This is a genomic window from Sphingomonas sp. BK580, assembly GCF_014194975.1.
Lineage (GTDB): Bacteria > Pseudomonadota > Alphaproteobacteria > Sphingomonadales > Sphingomonadaceae > Sphingomonas.
The window spans coordinates 1-20,135 of sequence record NZ_JACIAY010000014.1; the positions used below are offsets into that span (position 1 = coordinate 1).

Here is a 20,135-nt window from a genome sequence, read left to right on the forward strand (position 1 = left end):
ACTCGAACAACCCGCCGTTGAAAAAGCCGGACAGAACCCGGCTCAAGAATTCGACGCCGGTGACCAGCCTCGCCGCGCTCCTCTTCTGGGCACCATTTTCCCGCAGAGCTGATCGTTGCCCCGTGCGCTGACCCGCGGCGGCGAACGGGCGCGCGCCGCGGCTTGTCGGCGCGGCCCGCGGGGCGCATCCCTCGCGCGATCAGCGACGAGGTTGGCGGCGACGATGGACAGCGCTCTCCCCTGGAACGACCAGGCCACGCCAGTTGGTGAGCAGGCGGCACTCGCCTCGACCATGATACCTAACGCACCGGCGCCGTCGGACGCGGGGGAGAGGTTCAACGTCACGGCGCGGATCGGCGATGTCGCTTATGTCACCTCGCTGGCGCAGCCGACGCGCGGCTGGCGCGCGGTCGAGGCGATCTTCGCGAACGATCCGCAGCTCACCCAGATCGTCGTTATCCGCCCGAGCCAGATCGGCGGCTCCTACCTGATCCGCCGCGACGAACGGGCCGCCGGGGTCGCCGCCGCCGCAATGAGGCGAGGGGCAGGCGGCTCGGTGCGCGACTGACCCGCGGCGGCGATCGGACGCAGACGGCGGCTTGTCAGGCGGCGACGTTCTCAGCATGTTCCTGGCATGTTCGCGGAGGGCGACCGATGAGGGCGACATGGCGACGGCTTCTCTCCTGGTGGCGACGGACTGACCCGCCGCTGCGCCGGAGCGCGCCGAGCGACGACGATTGGCCGAGCGCGTGGCGCGGCTATGACCGCGCGACCGGGGCGCGGCCGGACAGCGTACCCACGCTGGCGCTCGCAACCGACGACGGTCGACCCCGGCACGTCCGCTTCGACGGGATCGACGGGGACTATCTGATCGATCGCAAGCTGCGCGTCGTCGATCTGCCACGGTCGCGGACGCAGCTGGCGCGTCAGCACGAGGCGCTCGAGCGAGCGCGGCTCACCGCCACCTGGGAGGTGCCGAGCGAGGCGGAGCGAGCGCTCGCCGCGGCGATGCTCGCGCGCGCCGGCGCGCGGCGGATCAAGCTGCGCGTGGTGCGGCCGTGACGCTCGAGCCGGTCGCGCGGCTGGTCGCGACCATGGTGCTGTTCCTCGAGCAGACCGACGAGGCGCAGCTCGATCTCGACTATGCGGTGAAGGTCGCCGAATATCTCTGCCCGCCGCTGCGCGCGCTGAGCTATCTCTCGGGCGGCGCCCTGGTCGCGGCGATGGGAACGGTCGCGGACGCGCTGGCGGGCGAGGCGGCCGCGCTCGTCCGCTCGGTGCCGGACGCCTTCGCGCTCCACGTCGGCCAGGGCCTCGCCTTCCCCGAGCCGGTCGCGGAGATCGAGGCGGATCGCGCGCGGGCGCTGGCGGCGGGGATCGACCCGCTCGCCGCCGCGCTGGCGCGACTGGTGGCGACCTATCTGCTGTTGCTTCAGGGCGCGGGGGAGGAGGTGGTCGCGCCTGCCGCGCTCGCGCGGGCGGTGTGGTGCCTGACGGTCGAGCTCAGGCGGTTCGACCGCGCGCCGCTCGACCGGCTGATCCCCGCCTTCGCCTTCATCGCGCCGGAGTTCGACGCCGACGCCTGGCAGGTCGCGGTGATCCCGACCCGCTACGGGCTACGCGCCTGGGGCGGGGACGAGCGGCGTGATGGCGGCGGCGGTGCGACGCGGGGCGCGCTCACCGTGGTGGACGTCGCGCGAGTCTATGCGGCGGCCTACGTCTTCCTCGAGCAGACCGGCGAGGAACAGCTCGATCTCGATGCCAACGTCAAGCTGGGGGAGTATATCGGACGGGCGCTCGATCATGTGGGACTGGAGCATCTGCCGCCATTGATCGCGGCGTTCGATGCGCTGGCCGACAGGCTGGACCGGGAGGAGGGCGCGATCGTCCGTGGCATAGCGGAGAGCCATGGCCTGCCGGAGCGGTTGGAGCTGTCGACGAGAGTCGAGGCGAACATCGCCTTCCAGCGCGCGACCTGCGAGGCCGCCGGTATCTCCCCCATCGCGGCGGTGGCGGCGCATATCGTGACTGTCTTCACCCCGCTGATCGAGCGCTTCGGTGACGAGGAGATCGAGCCCGGCGTCGACGACGAGGGGATGCGGCGGCTCGCGGCGACGCTCCACGCGCTGCCGCCGCCGTCGCTCGCCGAGCTGATCGCCGCCTTCGACGTGATCGCGCCCGATTTCACCAGCGACGCCGATGCCGTCCGCGCGATCCCGCGCGACTTCAAGCTTCTGGAGGCGCTGGCGGGCGCGGCGCCGGTGGTGGAGGCGCCCGCGACGCTGCGCCGCGCGCGCGCCGGGCTCCCGCTCCGCGTCTCCGTGCCGCGGCTGATCGGGTGACGATGGCCGCTTCGAAGAGCCGGCGAACCTCGGACGTCGGCGAGCTCCTGAAGGCGCGTGCAGGAGGGACGGGGCAGGCGGCCAGAGGCGGATGGCGGCGGAGAGACCGCGCGGCGCTCGCCACGTCGCCGTGCTACCCTGCGCGCAGGCGGCACGGGGCAAGACCGCCTGCCACCCGCCCCCGTCCCGCTCTAAGACAAGCCCACGTCACGCGCCGTCGCGACGCCGCATTGCGCCGCGAGTCGCGCGCGCTAGGAGCGCTCGTTGTGTCATCGCAACGAACCGTCGTCCTGCTCGCCGCCGCCCTGCTCGCGCGCTCTTCCGCCGACCTCCCCGCTCGGGCAGAGCCGTCGCGGCTCGCGCCGCCGCCGCGCACCGGCGCGACCGAGTGGCGCCAGCGGATCGATCCCGCCCCGCGCGGCCCGCTGCTGCTGCGCCAGGCCATGCTCGAGGAGCACAATCGCGCGCGCGCGGAGCTGGCGCTGCCGCCGCTCGCCTGGGACGAGACGCTCGCGCGCGCCGCCGACGCTTATGCCCGCGAGTTGGCGCGTACCGGGCGCTTCGCGCACGCGGCTCAGCCGCGCGGCCGCCAGCGCCAGGGCGAGAACCTCTTCGCCGGCACGCGCGACGCCTACGCCTATGCCGAGATGGTGCGCTGGTGGCTCGACGAGCGAGGCGCCTATGTCAACGCACCCTCGCCGCGCTTCAGCCGCACCGGGCGCTGGCAGGATGCGGTGCACTACGCGCAGATCGTGTGGCGCGCCACCGCGCGGCTCGGTTGCGCACTGGCGGCGGGGCGGCGCGACGACGTGCTCGTCTGCCGCTACGCCCCCGCGGGCGAGGCGATCGGGGAGACCGCTTATTGAGCCGGGGCGGCAGGGGCGGTCGGCTGGCGCGCTGCGCTCCTGCGACCGCGGGCGCAACGCCGCGAGTCACGCCCGTGGCCCTCGGATTCGAAGAACGCGGCGCGTACCGCGCTCCGCCGCGCGCTCGCAAGCGCCGTGCTCCCGCGCGCGCCGGAGCGCAGAACCGCGTAGGCGTGCTTCGTAGCCTTGGGCTCCGGCGTGCGTCGGAGCACGCCGACGGTCCGGACAAGCTGAGCGGGTTTCAGCCCGGCGCCGCCGCCGAGCCGGCGAGCAGCCCGCCGTCGATCGTCAGCTCGGCGCCGGTGAGATAGGTCGCCTCGTCGGAGGCGAGCATGACCGCGACTGCGGCGACCTCCTCGGCCTGGCCGAAGCGGCGCAGCGGCGTGTCCGCCACCAGCGCGCGCATCCGCTCCGCGCGCGCCGGTCCCTCGCCCAGCATCGGCTCCCACATCGGGGTGAGGATCGCGCCGGGGTGGATCGAGTTGCAGCGGATCGCCCAGCCCTGCTGCGCGCAGTAGAGCGCGACGCTCTTGCTGTGGTTGCGCACTGCCGCTTTGGACGCGGCATAGGCCGCGGCGCCGGGCACGCCGACCATGCCCGAGCGCGATGAGACGTTGATGATCGCTCCCGTGCCCGCCGCCTTCATCGCGCCGATCGCGTAGCGGCAGCCGAGGAAGGTGCCGTCAAGATTGACGCGGTGGACCGCGCGCCAGTCCGCCAAAGTCGCATGCTCCGGGTCGTGTGCCGCCGCACCCGCCTCGAAGCCGGTGACGCCCGCGTTGTTGACCAGCACGTCGAGCGCGGGAACGTCGCGCGCGAGTCGCGCCCACTCGCCCTCCTCGCGCACGTCGAGCGCGCGGAAGGTACAGCCGATCGCCGCGGCGGCGTCGGCGGCGGCGGGCTCGTCCAGGTCGGTGAGGATCACGCGCGCGCCCTCGGCGTGGAAGCGCGCGGCGATGGCGCGGCCGATGCCGCGCGCCGCGCCGGTGACGACGCAGGTCTTACCGTTCAATCGTGTCATGTCGGTCTCGGGTCAGGAGAGTAGGGGGCGGCGCATGCCGCCGGGCCGGGCCGCCTCAGCGGCGATGCGGGACCATGTGCGTCGACTCCGTTGACCGAGCGCTCGCCTATGGCGCGGAAAGAGCGCTGGCAACGCAGCTCTCGCGTCAGCCCCGGTGAACGTCACACGCGCACGTACCGACCAGGGTGAGGCATCGACGGCCCCAGACTCGTCCATTCACCGAAGCGAGTTACGATCGACCATGTCACCGTCGCGACGGGTGACACGTAGATAGTAGACGTCACAGTGATGAGAAGAAGGTGCATCGCCTTTGCCCGGATCATCAACGCGGGTCTGATCATTCTGGCTTGCTTCGTGGCGTTGGACCGACATCTGTTGATGATGCTGACCACGGTAGGCGGCGCAACCGCGTTGCTCCTAAGCATCGTCGTGGCTGGCTCTCTGATCTGGGTGATCAGGATGGAGGATCACCGCACAGGATCGTAGGGAAGGGGCGGCGAGCAGACGCCGGTCAGGCAGGGCGCCGAGCAGAAGTCGTCCGGGCGAACTAGACCTTGCGCCTCCTGTGGGACGCAGCCTTCGATCGGGGACGCCACCCGGGAAGCGGCATCGCGGCGAGTGGACGATCTCCTCCTCCGCCAGCAACATCCCGTTACTTTTCGCCCGCCGCCGCGTTCTTGCCCTCGATCAATGAGGAAACGACTTATGGGGCGGTGGCTCACCGTGGCGCTGGCATGGGTCGTCGCGATCCTCGGCGGGTTCTTCGCGGTCGCGGGCGGGGTGCTCGCATCGCTGGGCGGCTCGCCCTATTACCTCGTCGCCGGTGTCGCGATGGTGGCGAGCGGGGCGCTGCTCGGGCGCGGTCACCCGGCCGGGCGCTGGCTCTATGTCGCGGTCTGGGTCGGCACATTGCTGTGGGCGCTGTGGGAGGTCGGGCTCGACGGGCTGCAGCTGATCCCGCGGCTGGTCGCGCCGACCGTGCTGCTCGCGCTGGTGCTGCTGACCGGCTGGCGCCGCGGGCCGCGCGCGCGCTCGCGCGCGGTGCCGGCGGTGGCCGCGGGCGTGGCCGCGCTCGCCGGGCTCGGGCTGATGCTCGGCCACCAGGATGTCGCCGCGCAGGGGGCGACGCCGGGGAGCGCGCCGCATGCCGCCGCGGCACCGCCCGGCGCGGCCGACGCCGAGTGGCGCGACTATGGCGGCACGCCCGCCGGGCGACGCTACTCCGCGCTGGCCGACATCACGCCGCAGAATGTCGGACAGCTCCAGCTCGCCTGGACGCAGCGCACCGGCGACCTGCCGATGCCCGCCGAGGCGACCGAGCACAAACGCGAATACCACTCCGAGTCGACCCCGATCCACATCGGCGACACGCTCTACACCTGCACGCCGCACTCCTTCGTCCAGGCGATCGACGCCACCACGGGCAAGACCAAGTGGAGCTGGCACGAGGCCGCCCGGATCGCGGGCAACAATTACCTCGTCTGCCGCGGCGTCACCTATTTCGAGGCGCCCGCCGGCACGCCGTGCCCGCGGCGGATCCTCGCGCCGACCTTCGACGCGCGGCTGGTCGCGCTCGACTCCGACACCGGCCGGCCGTGTCCGAGCTTCGGCCAAGGCGGCGCGATCGACCTGCGTGCCAACATGGGCGTGTCCAAGCCCTCCGACCAGATCGGCACCACGCCACCGGTGGTGGTGAACGGCCGGCTGATCATCGGCGAGCGCATCACCGACAACGTCAACCGCGACATTCCCTCGGGCGTGGTGCGCGCCTATGACCCGGTGTCGGGCGCGCCGGTCTGGGCGTGGGACGTCGGCCGCTCACCCGACGCCATCCCGCCGCTGCCCGCGGGGCATGTCTATACCCGCGGTACGCCCAACGTGTGGGGCGCGATCACCGCCGACCCCGACAACGGTCTGGTGTATCTCGGCACCGGCAACGCCTCGCCCGATTACTGGATCGGCTACCGTCGCCCGTTCGACGATCGCTTCGGCAGCGCGATCGTCGCGCTCGAGGCGCAGACGGGCAAGCTGCGCTGGGTACGCCAGCTGGTTCACCGCGACATGTGGGACATGGACCTGCCGATCGGCCCGTCGCTGTTCGACTATCGCGCGCCGAACGGTCAGGTGATCCCGGCGCTGATCCAGACCACCAAGATGGGGCAGGTGTTCTTTCTCAACCGGCTGACCGGCGCGCCGATCGCCGCGATCACCGAGCGCGAGGTGCGCACCGACGGCGCCACGCCGGGCGTGCGCGTGTCGCCGACCCAGCCCTTCTCGACCGGCATGCCGAGCTTCACCCCGCCCGCGCCCACCGAGGTGGCGACCTGGGGCGCGACGCCGATCGACCAGCTCTTCTGCCGCATCGACATCCGCCGCGCGCAGGGCACCGGCATCTACCAGCCGATGGGGCTCAGGCCGATCATCGGCCACCCGGCGTTCGACGGCGTCACCGACTGGGGCGGCGCGGCGGTCGACCCGGTGCGCGGGGTGATGACGGTCAACACGATGGAGATGCCGTTCAAGCTGTGGCTGATGCGCCGCGACGACCCGCGCGCGGCCAAGCTGATGAAGCAGAAGCAGGGCGGCGAGAACGCGATGCAGGCGCAGCTGCAGACGCAGTATAACACGCCGTACGTCGCGGTGGTGAAGGCGTGGGTGGGCATCTTCGGCGCGCCCTGAATCGCCCCGCCCTGGGGGCATCTCACCGCGGTCGACCTCGGCACGCGCAAGGTGCTGTGGCGCGAGGTGCTGGGCACCGCGCGCGATACCGGGCTGTTCGGCTCGCACCTCGGCGTGCCGCTCAAGACCGGGGTGCCCAACCTCGGCGGCTCGATCATCACCGCGGGCGGGCTGGCCTTCATCGGCGCCACCACCGACCAATATCTGCGCGCGTTCGATCTCAGCACCGGCAAGGTGGTGTGGAAGGCGCGGCTGCCCGCGGGGGCGCAGGCGACGCCGATGACCTATCGCGGGCGCGACGGGCGGCAATATGTCGTGATCACCGCGGGCGGGCACGGCGCGCTGGGGACGCGCTATGGGGATTACACGCTGGCGTACGCGCTGCCGCGTACGTGAGGGGGGCGGCGCGCAGCATCTCCCCTTCTCGCCTCGAAGCCGTCGGCATCGTCACCGCGCCATCTCACCGCGCGCCGCGCGCAGGGTCAGAGCGTGAAGTGAGCCGCATCATCGTCAGGCGGCCACGGGGGATAGATGATGGGCTTGTCACCGAAGTATTTCCGAACCACGCGCTGCACGCGGTCTAGCACCAATTCCTCAGGATCGATCGCGTCCGGGTAAATGTATGTCGCCTCGAACCGCCCGCCGCGGACGAGATACTCGATCGCAGCCCAGCGATCATCGGATGGCTGGGCCTCCCACAGGTCAAGCAACGCGTCGCCGAGCCGATCGAGATCTGGCCGACGGTAAAGAATGTGATCGCCGAGATCCTTGTGGATTGACGGGGCGACGTACCCTTCATCCAACTCGGCATAAAGGAGAGTGTTGTCGAGCGGATAGTCTCCGTCCTCTGCAAGGAGGTTCCCTATGCCATTTAGACGAGGTGCGTTGTCGTCGCTCATTGCCGTTTCCTCGAGTGATTGCTTAATTTCACGCTGTGCTCGGAACCATCCACCTTCCAGAATACATCTATCGTCGATGGTCGGACGGAGCTGCCGTCGAACGCAGGCCTGATCTGAACCTCAACATCTCGACCTGCGCGCTTCGATCTGGCCCATTGATCCTCCATCGAGCGATAGCGACCGCGGTTGAAACTGGCGTCCTGAGCGAAGTGATTGAAGGCGTCTGTCGGACCGTTGAACCGTGCGGCTATATAGTGCCCCCCGTCGTCGCTCGGCCGTCGCTCCGACCCTCCTGCCTTCGCCTGCGCTGCCCGGTAGCGGACAGGTGTAGCGGCGATCGTTAGATGCCCGGTGACCCGCCTCGTCCGCCCGCGCGAGTCGATCTCGAAGGCGTAGCCGTTGCGCGTCACCGTGTGCCGTTGATCGCGCTGATCAACGTTCGCTTCGGGCGGCGGGACGTGAGGGCCGTGCGGTCGCACCGCCGCGCGGTGCCGTGATGGGTGGTGTTCGGAGACGGAGGTCGCGAAGGTGGCGGGTCCCAGCTCCCGGTTGCACCGCCGCCGCCGAAGCTGCCGCCGTGTCCGGTGAAGACCCGCTTGCGCGGCGAGCTAGTGAGCTGCGGGTCGCCGACCTGGGATGCCGAAGTGAACCGTCCGTCGCGGGGATCGTGCCAAGGGTTGAACTTCAACTCCAGGCCATCGTCGCGCCATGTCGGCACCTTCCCGGTGCGCAGCCACGTCGCGAATAGACGTCGGCGTTCTGCCGGATCCAGATCTGCCGGTAGATAGGCCCGCGGCATGTTCATCGTGTCGCTCCGTCATGAAGACGACGAGAACATCTGAGCAACATTGTCCAACAAAGCAATCAGCGCGTCGTGCGCGATCGCCAACGCGGGTCAGCGGCTCAGTAGATCCCGCGACCCGTGGTCATCTTCCCACTGACCTGATGAAGCCTGCCGGGGATATAAAGGGCGGAGCCGCCGCGCGGTCCCCCGACCGTGTCGCGGCCTCGCGGGCCGATGCGCTCGCGTCAGCCGGCGGCGGCCTCGTGGGCGGGATAGCCGGCTGCCAGCGCGAGACCGCCGACCCCCTCCCTCAGAACACCGCCGCGACCAGCTGCCGGAAGGCGTCGCCGCGGTGGCTGATCTCGTTCTTCGCCGGCTCGTCCATCTCGCCGAAGGTGACGTCGTGCCCGTCGGGGCGGAACACCGGGTCGTAGCCGTGGCCCTTGTCGCCGCGCGGCGGCCACACCAGCGTCCCGTCGACGCGGCCCTCGAACCACTCGACGTGCCCGTCGGGCCAGGCCAGCGCCAGCGCGCAGACGAAATGCGCGGTGCGCGGCGGGTCGGGCAGCGCGGCGAGCTTGTCCTCGACCAGGCGCATGGCGTGGCCGAAGTCCTTGGTCTCGCCGCCCCAGCGCGCCGAGAAGATGCCGGGATCGCCGTTCAGCGCGTCGACGCACAGCCCGCTGTCGTCGGCCAGCGCCGGGAGCCCAGACAGATCCGCCGCGGCGCGCGCCTTGAGCTCGGCGTTCATCACGAAGGTGGTGCCGGTCTCCTCGGGCTCGGGCAGGTCGAGCTCGCCCGCCGAGACCACGTCGAGCCCGCGCCCCTCGAGCAGCGCGGCGATCTCGCGCACCTTGCCCTGGTTGTGGCTGGCGATCACGAGCTTGCCCGGGGCGAGCTTGCGGATCGCCTGCGGCTCCTTGCCCTCGCCGCTCACGCGACCGCCTTCGCCTGCGCGGCGAAGATCTCGGTGCAGCCGATCCGCGCCAGCCGCAGCAGGCGGAGCAGCGCCTCCTCGTCGTAGGTGGCGTGCTCGGCGGTGGCCTGCGCCTCGGCGATATGGCCATTCTCGAGCAGTACGAAATTGGCGTCGGCGTCGGCGTTCGAGTCCTCGTCGTAATCGAGGTCGAGCACGGGGTTGCCCTGGTAGATGCCGCACGACACCGCCGCCACCTTCTGGCGGATCGGGTCGGCGGCGAGCTTGCCGTCGCGGAGCAGCGCGTCCACCGCAAGCCGCAGCGCCACCCAGGCGCCCGAGATCGAGGCGGTGCGGGTGCCGCCGTCAGCCTGGATCACGTCGCAGTCGAGCGTGATCTGGCGTTCGCCGAGCAGCGCCATGTCGGTGACGGCGCGCAAGCTACGGCCGATCAGCCGCTGGATCTCCTGGGTGCGGCCCGACTGCTTGCCCTTGGCGGCCTCGCGGCTGCTGCGCGTGTGCGTGGCGCGCGGCAGCATGCCGTACTCGGCGGTGACCCAGCCCTGGCCCTTGCCGCGCAGGAACGGCGGCACGCGCTCCTCGACCGAGGCGGTGACCAGCACCTTGGTGTCGCCGAAGCCGATCAGTACCGATCCCTCGGCGTGGCGCGTGAAGCGCGGCTCGATCGTGATCGCGCGCATCTGGTCGGGGGCGCGGCCGCTGGGGCGCATGGAACTCTCCTCAAGGTCGGACGGTGCCGGCCCTAGCCGCGTTGCTGCCGCGGCGCCAGCGGGTTGCGGGGGTGGGACGCTTCCCCCAAGCGCTGACTCGCGGAGATGCCCCACCCCGGCCCTCCCCTGGAGGGGAGGGAGAACTCCGCTCCTTCCCCTATCGTCCGTAGCGCGCGGCGAAGTCGCGGTCGGACATTACCAGGTAGCGCACCATGTCGACGATCGACAGCGGCACCGTCACCAGCGCGCCGATCACGGTGAAGGTCAGCACCGCCATGATGATCCCCGAGGTGACCCGGCCGAGGTAGAAACGGTGGATGCCGAAGATGCCGAACAGGAAGGCCAGCACCGCGGCGATGTATTTGTTGCGGTCAGTGGTCGGCACCGGCGCGGCGGCGGCGGGCAGCGGCGCGGCGGCAGGCGCGACCGGCACCGGGAAGACGTTGCGCGCGCGCCCCGCCGCGGCCTCGAAGTCGACCAGCTGCCCGCGCGACGGCTCGCCGTGCTGCGCCCAGTCCTCGGGCGAGAAGGTGTAGCGCTCGCCGTCCTCGCCCGCGACCAGACCGTCGCCGCTGCGTACGTCGACCCCGAGTATCTGTCCGCGCATCCGTGACTCCGTCGTGTCGCGCCGGTGTTCCCGCAGCCGCGCGCGAAACGCAAGGGAGCTTCCGTGCTCCTGCGAAGGCCGGAGCCCAGAGCCGCAGGCGCGCGCCGTAGCGCCCTGGGCTCCGGCGTAGGCGGGAGCACACGAAGGTCGAGACGACGAACCTACATCGCCGCTGTCCGTGCTCCCGCGTGCGCGAGAGGACCGGGTGAACGCTACAGCAGCAGCTCCTGCGGTGTCATCCGCCCGACATGGCCGCCGCCGCGGCGCCGCGCCATCTCGGTCTCGGCGGTGTAGCGCACGTCGGGGTCGCGGTCGGTGAGGAACTTGACCAGGCTCTCCTCCTCGATCTCGCGCCACTCCTTGCCGCGGTCGGGGCCGTAGCGGACGCGCGGCAGCAGCCCGGGCTCGCTGGTCCACTGGATCAGCTGCGCCACCGAGGCCTCGTTGAGCTGGTCGCGCAGGTGGTGCGCGGTGACATAGGCGTCGGGGAAGGCGCGGTGCGCGGGCAGGCCGCGCTCATGCTCCAGCCCGGCGGGCTTGCGCCAGTAGCGCAGCACCTGGTTGGAGAAGCTGGGACTGTCGGGCCACAGCCGCAGCGCGCACTTCCACGTGCAGATCCAGTCGGCGCCGTGGGTCAGCGCGGGGGTGCAGAACTGCTCCTCGAAGGCCGAGCGGTGCGCCGCCAGCGCGACGCGGCGCGGATAGGGATCGAGCACCTGCCGCGCGACGTCGTGCCACCACGGCGCGTCGGCGACGTCCTCGTCGCGGATATGGTGCACCGCCTGGGTGATCGCGGGCATCGGCCGGCCCGGGTTGACCAGGATGTTGCCGCCCTCGCCGTAGAGCTCCCAGCGGCCGTCGGCGCCGAGTGCGACGTCCTGCCAGCCGACCTCGCACACCGCGTGTGCGGGCGGGGCCGAGCCGGTGGTCTCGAGGTCGATGACGCGGACGATCTGCGGCTGCGGGCGACGGGCGTAGCTCATGTGCTGCGCTATGTGGGGCGGCGGCGCGGGGAATGCCAGCGCGCCGTGCGGGGCGCTGGCGAGCGGCGCGACAGGGGCGCGGGCGGCGGAGCATGACTGTGCACGCCGGCTCGTCCGCGCCCGCGTGGGGGCACTGAGGTCGCTTCGCTTATTCTCGCCCTCTCGACGAGAGCGGGCGTGGGCCGGTGCGTACGACCAGGTCTCAACGAAACCGGGCGTGCGCCGATGCGCACCGCCCCATCCGCTGGCGTCATCCTGAGCTTGTCTCAGGATCCACCGGGCCGCGTATCGGTGCCCCGTCGCTGGCGAGGCCGGGTCCCGCGGGCGGGCGGTCCCGCGGCATCACGCGGCCTCCTCTCGCGGGCCGGAGGAGCGGGCGGACAAGTGATCCTGAAACGAGTTCAGGATGACGGCAGGGGGGGGGGGAGGGGAGCCTGAGCGCTGGGCGACCAGCGGCGGCGGCCCGGGTCGGCGGGCGCGGCATCGCGGATCGCCGCCCCTCCGCCACCCCGTTCAGCTCAGCGGCGGAACGGGTCCTCGAACGGCGAGACCGGGCCGCGCAGCTCGCCCGCCTCGGCCGCCTCGGCGTCGCGCGCGGCCTGCTCGCGCTCGGCGCGCAGCGAGGCGATCAGCGCCTCACGATCGCCGTCGAGCCGTGGGTCGCTCGCCTGCTGCTCGATCCCCGCCGCCTTGGCCGCCTTGGCCACCGCGGCGTCCAGCTCGCGCTGCGTGGTGAGGCCGAGCGTCACCGGGTCCTTCGGCGTGATGTTGCCGATGTTCCAGTGGCTGCGGTCGCGGATCGCGGCGATCGTCGTGCGCGTGGTGCCGATCAGGTTGCTGATCGCGCCATCGCTGATCTCGGGGTGGTTGCGGATGATCCAGGCGATGCCGTCGGGCTTGTCCTGGCGCTTGCTGACCGGCGTGTAGCGCGGGCCCTTGGTGCGGCGCACCTGATCGGGGCCCTTGGTCATCTTCATGCGATAGGCGGGGCTGGCCTGCGCCTTGTCGATCTCCTCCTGCGTCACCTCGTGCGCGCGGACGGGATCGCGCCCGGTCAGCTTGGTGGCGGCGGTGTCGTCCGCGATCGCCTGGACCTCGAGGATGTGCAGCCCGCAGAAGTCGGCGATCTGCTCGAACGAGAGCGACGTGTTGTCGACCAGCCAGGAAGCGGTGGCGTGGGGCATGAGCGGCTGGGCCATGCGGGATACTCCATAAATGCAAAGGGCCGCCCCTTCCCGGAGCGGCCACCTATTGCCGAACGACTTAGTGCGTGGCGCGTGCGAGGGCAAGCGCGTGTGGGGAAGATCCTCCCCGCATGGCGGGCAGGGGACCGCTCGCGCGGAGCGAGTGATGAGGGAGGCTTTTACAGGCGCTGCGCGGCGTGGAGAGCCCCCTCCGCCATGCTCCGCATGGTCCCCCTCCCCGTACCGGGAGAATCTGAGTCCGCTAGGCCGCCATCCGCAGCGCCGCGCCGAACGGCGCGAGCGCGTCGAGGAACTGGCGCGCGCTCGCCGCCCAGGTGAAGTCGGCGCCCGCCCTCGCGCAGGTGGCGCGGTCGAGCGTCAGCGCGCGCGCGATCGCCGTCTCGAGCCGCTCCGCCAGAGCGCCGGTGGTCGGGGTCAGCACGTCGACCGGGCCAGGCACGGGATAGGCCGCCACGGGCGTGCCGCACGCCAGTGCCTCGATCATCACCAGCCCGAACGTGTCGGTGCGGCTCGGGAAGACCAGGGCGTCGGCGGTGCGATAGGCCGCGGCGAGATCGTCGCCGAACAGCGCGCCGAGGAACAGCGCCTCGGGGAAGCGCCGCTCGAGCGCGACCCGCGCGGGGCCGTCGCCCACCACTACCTTGGTGCCGGGCACGTCGGCGGCGAGGAAGGCCTCGATGTTCTTCTCCACCGCGACGCGGCCGACGTGGAGCAGCACCGGCGCGCCGCCCGCGGCCGCCCGCGCTGCCGCCATGCGCGGCTCGATCGCGCCCTCCGGCCGGAACGCCGGCGCGACGCCGCGGCCCCAGCGCCTGACCCGCGGCAGGCCGTGCGCGCGCAGCGTGCGCTCGATCGTCGCGGTGGAGGCGAGCACCGCCGCCGCGGGCGCGTGGAACCAGCGCACGTAGCGCCACACCCATTCCGGGTCCGCGCCCGTGCGCGCCGCGACATAGTCCGGGAACTGCGTGTGATAGGCGGTGGTGAAGGGTAGGCCGCGGGCGCGGCACCAGCGCCGCGCCGAGAGGCCGAGCGGCCCCTCGGTGGCGATATGCACCGCCTCGGCGCCGAACGCCGCGATCCGCCGCCCCACCGCGGCGGGGGTCATCAGCGCGAGCCGGATCTCGGGATAGGTCGGGCAGGGCAGCGACGGCGCGCCGCTGGGCGAGACCACCAGCACCTCGTGCCCGCCCGCGCGCAGCTCGGCGATCACCGCCTCTAGCGTGCGCACCACCCCGTTGACCTGCGGCGCCCAGGCGTCGGTGACGATCGCGATCCGCATCGCGCGCGGCTCAGGCGGCGAGCGCCGCGCGCGCGGGCACCGGCGCCGCGAGCGCGACCGCGGGGGGTGCGTCGCGGCGACGCATCTCCTCGCCCCAGTCGAGGATCTCCATCCGCCCGTCGTGGTGCTCGACCAGCGCGGTGCAGCCCTCGACCCAGTCGCCGTCGTTGTAATAGGCCACGCCCGCGATCTCGCGCATCTCGGCGGTGTGGATGTGGCCGCACACCACGCCCTGCACGCCGCGGCTGCCCGCCGCCTCGGCGACGATCTCCTCGAAGCGCGAGATGAACGCCACCGCGTTCTTCACCTTGGCCTTGGCGTGCTTGCTCAGCGACCAGTAAGGCATGCCCCAGCGCCGCCGCACCGCGCTGACCCAGCGGTTGAGCGCCATCAGCATCGTGTAGGCGGCGTCGCCGACATGCGCGAGCCAGCGGTGCGACAAAGTGATCGCGTCGAACTCGTCGCCGTGGAGCACCAGCAGGCGGCGGCCGTCCGCGGTCTCGTGGATCGCCTTCCTGCGGATCTGGATGCCGCCGAAGTCGAGCCCGGCGAACTGGCGGAACATCTCGTCGTGGTTGCCGGGAATATAGACCATCCGCGTGCCGCGGCGCGCGCGCTTCATCAGCCGCCAGATCACGTCATTGTGCGCGGCGGGCCAGTAGAAGCGCTTCTTGAGCTGCCAGCCGTCGATGATGTCGCCGACCAGGTACATGGTGTCGCTGTCGACATGATCGAGGAAGTCGATCAACATGTCGGCATTGCAGCCGCGCGTGCCGAGATGGACGTCGCTGATCCACACCGTGCGGTAACGTCGGCGCGACCCGATCGCCTGCTCGGGCCGGTGCGGCCGCGCGTCAGCGTCGAACAGATCGGCGATGTCGCCCAGCGGCTGGCCCGCGGTGAGCGCGCTGATCGAGTGAACCGTCGTCGGCATGGCAGCCCTCCCTCGCTACCCTGCCCTACGCCGCTCATGTGACACGCGTGTCACCGCCGGTTGACGCCGGGGTGACGCTCCGGTGACGGTTCGGCGTCACGCGGAGGGAGCACGGCGGCGCGGCGACCCGATCTGGCGGGCGCGAGGGCGCGACGGGCCGGCGGTGGGGCGACCGACAGGCACGCACGACGTTCGCGCCACCACCGCGTCCGCTCCGGATCCGTACCGTCTGCCCCCGCCGCTGGCGCGCTTTTCCCCTGCTTCCGCGTGCCTTTTCGCGCATCCGGGCGTTGTGCCGGCGATGCAACGACCCTCTCCCGCCGCGCTGGCGCGCGCATGAACCGGCTCGCGCCCGACGAGCCCGACGCGCGCTTCATTCGCCGCGTGCTGTGGCTGGTGCTGATCGTCGCCGTACTGGCCGCGCTCTACTTCGCGCGGCATCTGCTGATCCTCGCCTTCGGCTCCATGCTGATCGCGATCATCATCCACGCCATCGCCGAGGTCTATGCCAGCCGCACCCGGCTGAGCGCGCGCGGCGCGATGGCGGCGGCGATCGCCAGCGTGCTCGCCTTCCTGGCGCTGCTCGGCTGGCTGTTCGGCGTCGAGTTCCGCGCGCAGGTCAACACGTTGGTGGTCGCGCTGCCGGGCCTGCTGGGCCAGCTCCAGGCCTATATGTCGCAGAGCCCGGTGGGCGAGAAGGTGGCGGACGCGGTGCAGGCGGCGTTCGCGGGCAGCCGCGTCGCGCAGGATATCGGCGAGATCGTGCGCGGGGCGGGCGAGCTGCTGCTCAATGCCGTGCTGGTGTTGTTCGGCGCGATCTTCTTCGCGGTCGATCCCAAGATCTACGAGCGCGGCTTCCTGCTGCTGGTACCGCCCCCGAAACGCGCCGCGGTGGAGGACGCGCTCGGGGACGTCGCCTCGACGCTGCTGCTTTGGCTGCGCGCGCAGCTGATCCAGATGACCGCGATGGGCGCGATGGTCGGCATCGGCCTGTGGATCGCGGGCGTGCCCTCGCCGGCGCTGCTCGGGCTGCTCACCGGCCTGTCCGAGTTCATCCCCTATGTCGGTCCGGTCGCGGCGATGCTGCCCGCGCTGGGACTCGCCGCGACCCGAGGCACCGACCAGCTCATCTGGGCCCTCGCGGTGTTCGCGGTGGTGCGCGTGGTGCAGACCAACTTCGTCACGCCCTTCGTCACCAGCCGGGTCGTCGCGATCCCGCCCGCGCTCAGCCTGTTCGCGATCATCGGGACGGGCGCGGTGTTCGGCCTGTTCGGCCTGTTCTTCTCGGGCGGCATCCTGGTCGTCGGCTTCACGCTGGTGCGCAGCCTCTACCTGCGCGAAGTGCTGGGCGAGGACATCCCGCGCTCGCGCGAGCGCACGCTCTTCACCGCCAAGGGCACGCCGCGGCCGACGGCAGAGGATGAAGATTCGACATTAACGGAACGTCCGGATTAAGTGTGAATTAACCTTTCTGGTTCAGAAGCCATTGGGTATGAACGTAGCGAAGCGCGGGTGACACGGTCTACCGCGTTGACGAACCGGGGATTTGCCGATGCGCGTGCTGCTGATCGAGGACGAGCCGACGACCGCCAAGGCGATCGAGTTGATGCTGTCGACCGAGGGATTCAACGTCTACAATACGGATCTGGGCGAGGAAGGCCTCGACCTCGGCAAGCTGTACGATTACGACATCATCCTGCTCGATCTCAACTTGCCCGACATGCACGGCTACGACGTGCTGAAGAAACTGCGCGTCGCACGGGTGCAGACGCCGGTGCTGATCCTGTCGGGCATCAACGAGATGGACTCGAAGGTGCGCAGCTTCGGGTTCGGCGCCGACGATTACGTCACCAAGCCGTTCCACCGCGAGGAGCTGGTCGCGCGCATCCACGCCGTGGTGCGTCGCTCCAAGGGTCACTCGCAGTCGGTGATCAAGACCGGCAAGCTCTCGGTCAATCTCGACGCCAAGACGGTCGAGGTCGACGGCGCGCGCGTGCACCTGACGGGCAAGGAATATGCGATGCTCGAGCTGCTCTCGCTGCGCAAGGGCACCACGCTGACCAAGGAGATGTTCCTCAATCATCTCTACGGCGGGATGGACGAGCCCGAGCTCAAGATCATCGACGTGTTCATCTGCAAGCTGCGCAAGAAGCTCAGCCTGGCCTGCGGCGGCGACAATTACATCGAGACGGTGTGGGGCCGCGGTTACGTGCTGCGCGAGCCCGAGGAGACCGCGCAGGTCGCGTGAGGTCTGACGCTATCGGTTGAGGCGGCGGCCGTCGCACCGGAGGGTGTGGCGGCCGTTGTTCCGATGCTTGCCCGTGTTCCTGCGGACGCAGGAACCCAGCGCCGCGGATGCTGGCCCTCGTGGCACTGGGCTCCTGCGTTCGCAGGAGTACACCCCGCCAACCCACTGTCGCATAACCGCAATCAAAACGTCATCGGCCCGACCCGGACCTAGTGCAGGCGCCCCCATTAACTTAGATGGGGGAAGAGACGATGACCGCCAAGTTCATGCTGCTCGCCGGCGCCTCGTGCCTGTACGCCGCGCCCGCGCTGGCGCAGGACGCGCCGCCGCCGTCCACCGCCGCGACGATCGACCGCACCGCGCCCGAGCAGCCGACCGAGGGCGAGGACGTCGTCGTGCTCGGCTTCGGCCAGAGCCGACAGGTGCAGACGGTCACCTCGGCCGACCTCGAGCGGCTCACCCCCGGCACCTCGCCGCTCAAGGCGGTGGCCAAGCTGCCCGGCGTCAATTTCCAGTCGGCCGACGCGTTCGGCGCGTACGAGTGGTCGACCCGCATCTCGCTGCGCGGCTTCAACCAGAACCAGCTCGGCTTCACGCTCGACGGCGTGCCGCTCGGCGACATGAGCTACGGCAACGTCAACGGCCTCCATATCAGTCGCGCGATCATCTCCGAGAATATCGCCAGCACCACCGTGGCGCAGGGCGCTGGCGCGCTCGGCACCGCCTCGACCAGCAATCTCGGCGGCACGCTCCAGTTCGTCAGCCGCGCGCCGTCGGACACCGCCGACCTCGTCGCCTCGGGCACCTACGGCAGCGACCAAACCTATCGCGCCTTCGTCCGCGCCGAGTCGGGCGATCTGGGCGGCGGGCTCAAGGGCTATATCAGCTACGGCTTCCTCAAGACCGACAAGTGGAAGGGCTTCGGCGAGCAGCGCCAGCACCAGGCCAACGCCAAGGTGGTGAAGGAGGTCGGCGAGCACGGCAAGATCACCGCCTTCCTCAACTTCTCCGACCGGCGCGAGAACGATTACCAGGACCTCAGCCTCGACATCATTCGCCGCCGCGGGCTGAACAACGACAATATCTCGAACGACTATCCGCTCGCGCTCCAGCTCGCACAGATCGCGCAGAACCAGGCCGCGCGTGCGGCCAGCGCCACCGCGGCGCTGCCCTATCCGGGCGTCGGCCTCGCCTTCCCGGCGGGGATCGGCACGCTCGATGACGTCTATTACGACGCCGCCGGCCTGCGCCGCGACTGGCTCGGCGGCGTGACCTTCGAGGCGCAGCTGCTGCCGCAGCTGTCGGTCGTGTCGACGAGCTACATCCATCGCAACAAGGGCCAGGGCTCGTGGATCACGCCCTATCAGCCCACGCCCGCGGGCGCGCCGAACGCCGACGGCACGCCGATCACCAACGGCTCGGCGCTGTCGTTCCGCACCACCGAATATCGCATCATGCGCGCCGGCAACTTCACCAACGCCGCGCTCGAGCTGGGCGCCAACCGCTTCGAGGTCGGCGCCTGGTATGAGAGCAACGCGTTCGATCAGGCACGCCGCTTCTACGGCATGGCCGACGGTACGACCGCCAATCGCAGCGCGCTCGACTATCAGGAGAACCCGTTCTTCACGCAATGGGCGGGCAACTACGACACCGAGACGTTGCAATACCACGTCGCCGACACGCTCCAGCTCGGCCGCCTGACGATCAACGCGGGCTGGAAGGGCATGCGCGTCGAGAACAAGGCCAACCTGCTCACCGGCGTGCTGGTGGCGGGGAAGATCGAGTCGAGGGACTGGTTCCTGCCGCAGGCCGGCGCGGTCTTCGCGCTGGGCGGCGGCGCCGAGCTGTTCGCCAGCTACACCGAGAACATGCGCGCCTTCGTGTCGGGAACGGCGGGGCCCTTCGGCACGACCCAGGTCGGCTTCGACGCGATCCGCTCGCGCATCAAGCCCGAGACGTCGAAGACCGCCGAGGGCGGCGTGCGCCTGCGCGCCGGCGGGCTCCAGCTCTCCGCGGTGGGCTATTACATCGACTTCAACGACCGGCTGCTCACCTTCCAGAACGGCTCCGGCATCCAGGGCAACCCGCCGACGCTCAACAACGCCGGCGGGGTGGAGAGCTACGGCGGCGAAGTCTCGGCCTTCTACCGCGTGGTCCAGCCGCTCAGCCTGTTCGCCAGCTACAGCTACAACAAGGCGACCTACCAGGACGACGTGGTCAATGCCGCGGGCACGGTGCTGACCGCGACCGCCGGCAAGACCGTGGTCGACACGCCCGAGCACATGGCCAAGGGCGAGATCGTGTACGACGACAGCCGCTTCTTCGGCCGCATCGGCGCGGATTACATGGCGAAGCGCTACTTCACCTACCTCAACGACCAGTCGGTCGGCGCGCGCGTGCTGGTGGACGCCAGCATCGGCGTGCGCTTCGGCGAGAACATGGGCTTCTTCCGCGGCTTCGCGCTGGAGGGCAGCGTCACCAACCTGACCGACAAGAAATATGTCTCGACGATCGGCAGCAACGGCTACACCGCCAGCGGCGACAACCAGACGCTGCTCGCCGGCGCGCCGCGCCAGTTCTTCGTCACGCTGCGACGCGGGTTCTGAGGGGGCGAGGGACGGGGAAGTAGGACGAGCTCTCC

20 protein-coding genes are annotated in these 20,135 nt (G+C 70.7%); 9 read left to right on the top strand and 11 right to left on the bottom strand.

Features of this window, described 5'->3' with window-relative positions; all coding sequences use genetic code 11:
- Positions 1–223 precede the first annotated feature (223 nt).
- The 4 genes from FHY05_RS19200 (at position 224) to FHY05_RS19215 (ending at position 3,208) form a co-directional block, all read left to right on the top strand.
- Positions 224–568: a hypothetical protein gene (locus tag FHY05_RS19200; RefSeq protein WP_183946053.1), complete on the top strand. Its 345-nt coding sequence runs from the start codon at positions 224–226 to the stop codon at positions 566–568.
- Positions 569–654: 86 nt separating this feature from the next.
- Positions 655–1,062: a hypothetical protein gene (locus tag FHY05_RS19205; protein ID WP_183946054.1), complete on the top strand. Its 408-nt coding sequence runs from the start codon at positions 655–657 to the stop codon at positions 1,060–1,062.
- Positions 1,059–2,342 (top strand): hypothetical protein, encoded by a 1,284-nt coding sequence (locus FHY05_RS19210; protein ID WP_183946055.1) that lies wholly within the window; start codon positions 1,059–1,061, stop codon positions 2,340–2,342. Before FHY05_RS19205 ends, FHY05_RS19210 begins: the two co-directional genes overlap by 4 nt.
- A 266-nt stretch (positions 2,343–2,608) precedes the next feature.
- Positions 2,609–3,208: a CAP domain-containing protein gene (locus FHY05_RS19215; RefSeq protein ID WP_311732528.1), complete on the top strand. Its 600-nt coding sequence runs from the start codon at positions 2,609–2,611 to the stop codon at positions 3,206–3,208.
- Between the two features lie 241 nt (positions 3,209–3,449).
- Here FHY05_RS19215 and FHY05_RS19220 read toward each other — a convergent pair whose 3' ends face one another.
- Entirely contained in the window at positions 3,450–4,229 is a 780-nt protein-coding gene (locus FHY05_RS19220; RefSeq protein ID WP_183946057.1) for an SDR family NAD(P)-dependent oxidoreductase, read from the bottom strand.
- Between the two features lie 705 nt (positions 4,230–4,934).
- On the opposite strand from FHY05_RS19220, the gene FHY05_RS19225 reads away from it, so the two are divergent.
- On the top strand, positions 4,935–6,908 hold the full coding sequence (locus FHY05_RS19225; RefSeq protein WP_260181716.1) for a membrane-bound PQQ-dependent dehydrogenase, glucose/quinate/shikimate family: 1,974 nt from the start codon (positions 4,935–4,937) through the stop codon (positions 6,906–6,908).
- On the top strand, positions 6,909–7,304 hold the full coding sequence (locus FHY05_RS22690; RefSeq protein WP_311732539.1) for a PQQ-binding-like beta-propeller repeat protein: 396 nt from the start codon (positions 6,909–6,911) through the stop codon (positions 7,302–7,304).
- A gap of 86 nt (positions 7,305–7,390) precedes the next feature.
- Here the strand turns inward: FHY05_RS22690 and FHY05_RS19230 are convergent, their stop codons facing one another.
- From FHY05_RS19230 to FHY05_RS19275, 10 genes are all read right to left on the bottom strand, one after another.
- A complete protein-coding gene (locus FHY05_RS19230) occupies positions 7,391–7,807 on the bottom strand; it encodes a hypothetical protein (RefSeq protein ID WP_183946173.1) in 417 nt (138 codons plus the stop codon).
- Positions 7,804–8,286, bottom strand: coding sequence for a DNA/RNA non-specific endonuclease (locus tag FHY05_RS22695; RefSeq protein WP_311732529.1), 483 nt, complete (start codon positions 8,284–8,286; stop codon positions 7,804–7,806). Before FHY05_RS22695 ends, FHY05_RS19230 begins: the two co-directional genes overlap by 4 nt.
- Entirely contained in the window at positions 8,214–8,612 is a 399-nt protein-coding gene (locus FHY05_RS22700; RefSeq protein WP_183946059.1) for a hypothetical protein, read from the bottom strand. Before FHY05_RS22700 ends, FHY05_RS22695 begins: the two co-directional genes overlap by 73 nt.
- Before the next feature lie 289 nt (positions 8,613–8,901).
- On the bottom strand, positions 8,902–9,528 hold the full coding sequence (gene rdgB / locus FHY05_RS19245) for an RdgB/HAM1 family non-canonical purine NTP pyrophosphatase (RefSeq protein ID WP_183946060.1): 627 nt from the start codon (positions 9,526–9,528) through the stop codon (positions 8,902–8,904).
- Positions 9,525–10,238 carry a ribonuclease PH gene (gene rph, locus FHY05_RS19250; RefSeq protein WP_183946061.1) on the bottom strand — a complete coding sequence of 238 codons (714 nt, stop codon included), beginning with the start codon at positions 10,236–10,238 and terminating at the stop codon, positions 9,525–9,527. Before rph ends, rdgB begins: the two co-directional genes overlap by 4 nt.
- 157 nt (positions 10,239–10,395) lie before the next feature.
- Positions 10,396–10,845, bottom strand: a complete 450-nt coding sequence (locus FHY05_RS19255) for a TM2 domain-containing protein (RefSeq protein ID WP_183946062.1) — start codon at positions 10,843–10,845, stop codon at positions 10,396–10,398.
- A gap of 212 nt (positions 10,846–11,057) precedes the next feature.
- Positions 11,058–11,828 (bottom strand): 3'-5' exonuclease, encoded by a 771-nt coding sequence (locus tag FHY05_RS19260; protein WP_132909714.1) that lies wholly within the window; start codon positions 11,826–11,828, stop codon positions 11,058–11,060.
- A 518-nt stretch (positions 11,829–12,346) separates the two neighbouring features.
- Positions 12,347–13,027: a DUF1013 domain-containing protein gene (locus FHY05_RS19265; RefSeq protein WP_183946063.1), complete on the bottom strand. Its 681-nt coding sequence runs from the start codon at positions 13,025–13,027 to the stop codon at positions 12,347–12,349.
- A 247-nt stretch (positions 13,028–13,274) separates the two neighbouring features.
- Positions 13,275–14,312 carry a glycosyltransferase family 1 protein gene (locus FHY05_RS19270; protein ID WP_183946064.1) on the bottom strand — a complete coding sequence of 346 codons (1,038 nt, stop codon included), beginning with the start codon at positions 14,310–14,312 and terminating at the stop codon, positions 13,275–13,277.
- Positions 14,313–14,322: 10 nt separating this feature from the next.
- Positions 14,323–15,246, bottom strand: a complete 924-nt coding sequence (locus tag FHY05_RS19275) for a UDP-2,3-diacylglucosamine diphosphatase (protein ID WP_183946065.1) — start codon at positions 15,244–15,246, stop codon at positions 14,323–14,325.
- 336 nt (positions 15,247–15,582) lie between these two features.
- On the opposite strand from FHY05_RS19275, the gene FHY05_RS19280 reads away from it, so the two are divergent.
- The 3 genes from FHY05_RS19280 (at position 15,583) to FHY05_RS19290 (ending at position 20,100) form a co-directional block, all read left to right on the top strand.
- Positions 15,583–16,701, top strand: coding sequence for an AI-2E family transporter (locus FHY05_RS19280; protein WP_183946066.1), 1,119 nt, complete (start codon positions 15,583–15,585; stop codon positions 16,699–16,701).
- Positions 16,702–16,798: 97 nt separating this feature from the next.
- Entirely contained in the window at positions 16,799–17,494 is a 696-nt protein-coding gene (gene ctrA, locus FHY05_RS19285) for a response regulator transcription factor CtrA (RefSeq protein ID WP_183920808.1), read from the top strand.
- A gap of 251 nt (positions 17,495–17,745) precedes the next feature.
- Positions 17,746–20,100, top strand: coding sequence for a TonB-dependent receptor (locus FHY05_RS19290; RefSeq protein WP_260181717.1), 2,355 nt, complete (start codon positions 17,746–17,748; stop codon positions 20,098–20,100).
- Positions 20,101–20,135: the final 35 nt, after the last annotated feature.

Excerpts from the sequence above, each read along its gene's own strand:
- FHY05_RS19200 (WP_183946053.1), top strand. The coding sequence starts at position 224 with ATGGACAGCGCTCTCCCCTGGAACGACCAGGCCACGCCAGTTGGTGAG.
- FHY05_RS19205 (WP_183946054.1), top strand. The coding sequence starts at position 655 with ATGAGGGCGACATGGCGACGGCTTCTCTCCTGGTGGCGACGGACTGAC.
- FHY05_RS19220 (WP_183946057.1), bottom strand. The coding sequence starts at position 4,229 with ATGACACGATTGAACGGTAAGACCTGCGTCGTCACCGGCGCGGCGCGC.
- FHY05_RS19225 (WP_260181716.1), top strand. The coding sequence starts at position 4,935 with ATGGGGCGGTGGCTCACCGTGGCGCTGGCATGGGTCGTCGCGATCCTC.
- FHY05_RS19230 (WP_183946173.1), bottom strand. The coding sequence starts at position 7,807 with ATGAGCGACGACAACGCACCTCGTCTAAATGGCATAGGGAACCTCCTT.
- FHY05_RS22700 (WP_183946059.1), bottom strand. The coding sequence starts at position 8,612 with ATGAACATGCCGCGGGCCTATCTACCGGCAGATCTGGATCCGGCAGAA.
- rph (WP_183946061.1), bottom strand. The coding sequence starts at position 10,238 with ATGCGCCCCAGCGGCCGCGCCCCCGACCAGATGCGCGCGATCACGATC.
- FHY05_RS19255 (WP_183946062.1), bottom strand. The coding sequence starts at position 10,845 with ATGCGCGGACAGATACTCGGGGTCGACGTACGCAGCGGCGACGGTCTG.
- FHY05_RS19260 (WP_132909714.1), bottom strand. The coding sequence starts at position 11,828 with ATGAGCTACGCCCGTCGCCCGCAGCCGCAGATCGTCCGCGTCATCGAC.
- FHY05_RS19265 (WP_183946063.1), bottom strand. The coding sequence starts at position 13,027 with ATGGCCCAGCCGCTCATGCCCCACGCCACCGCTTCCTGGCTGGTCGAC.
- FHY05_RS19270 (WP_183946064.1), bottom strand. The coding sequence starts at position 14,312 with ATGCGGATCGCGATCGTCACCGACGCCTGGGCGCCGCAGGTCAACGGG.
- FHY05_RS19275 (WP_183946065.1), bottom strand. The coding sequence starts at position 15,246 with ATGCCGACGACGGTTCACTCGATCAGCGCGCTCACCGCGGGCCAGCCG.
- FHY05_RS19280 (WP_183946066.1), top strand. The coding sequence starts at position 15,583 with ATGAACCGGCTCGCGCCCGACGAGCCCGACGCGCGCTTCATTCGCCGC.
- ctrA (WP_183920808.1), top strand. The coding sequence starts at position 16,799 with ATGCGCGTGCTGCTGATCGAGGACGAGCCGACGACCGCCAAGGCGATC.
- FHY05_RS19290 (WP_260181717.1), top strand. The coding sequence starts at position 17,746 with ATGACCGCCAAGTTCATGCTGCTCGCCGGCGCCTCGTGCCTGTACGCC.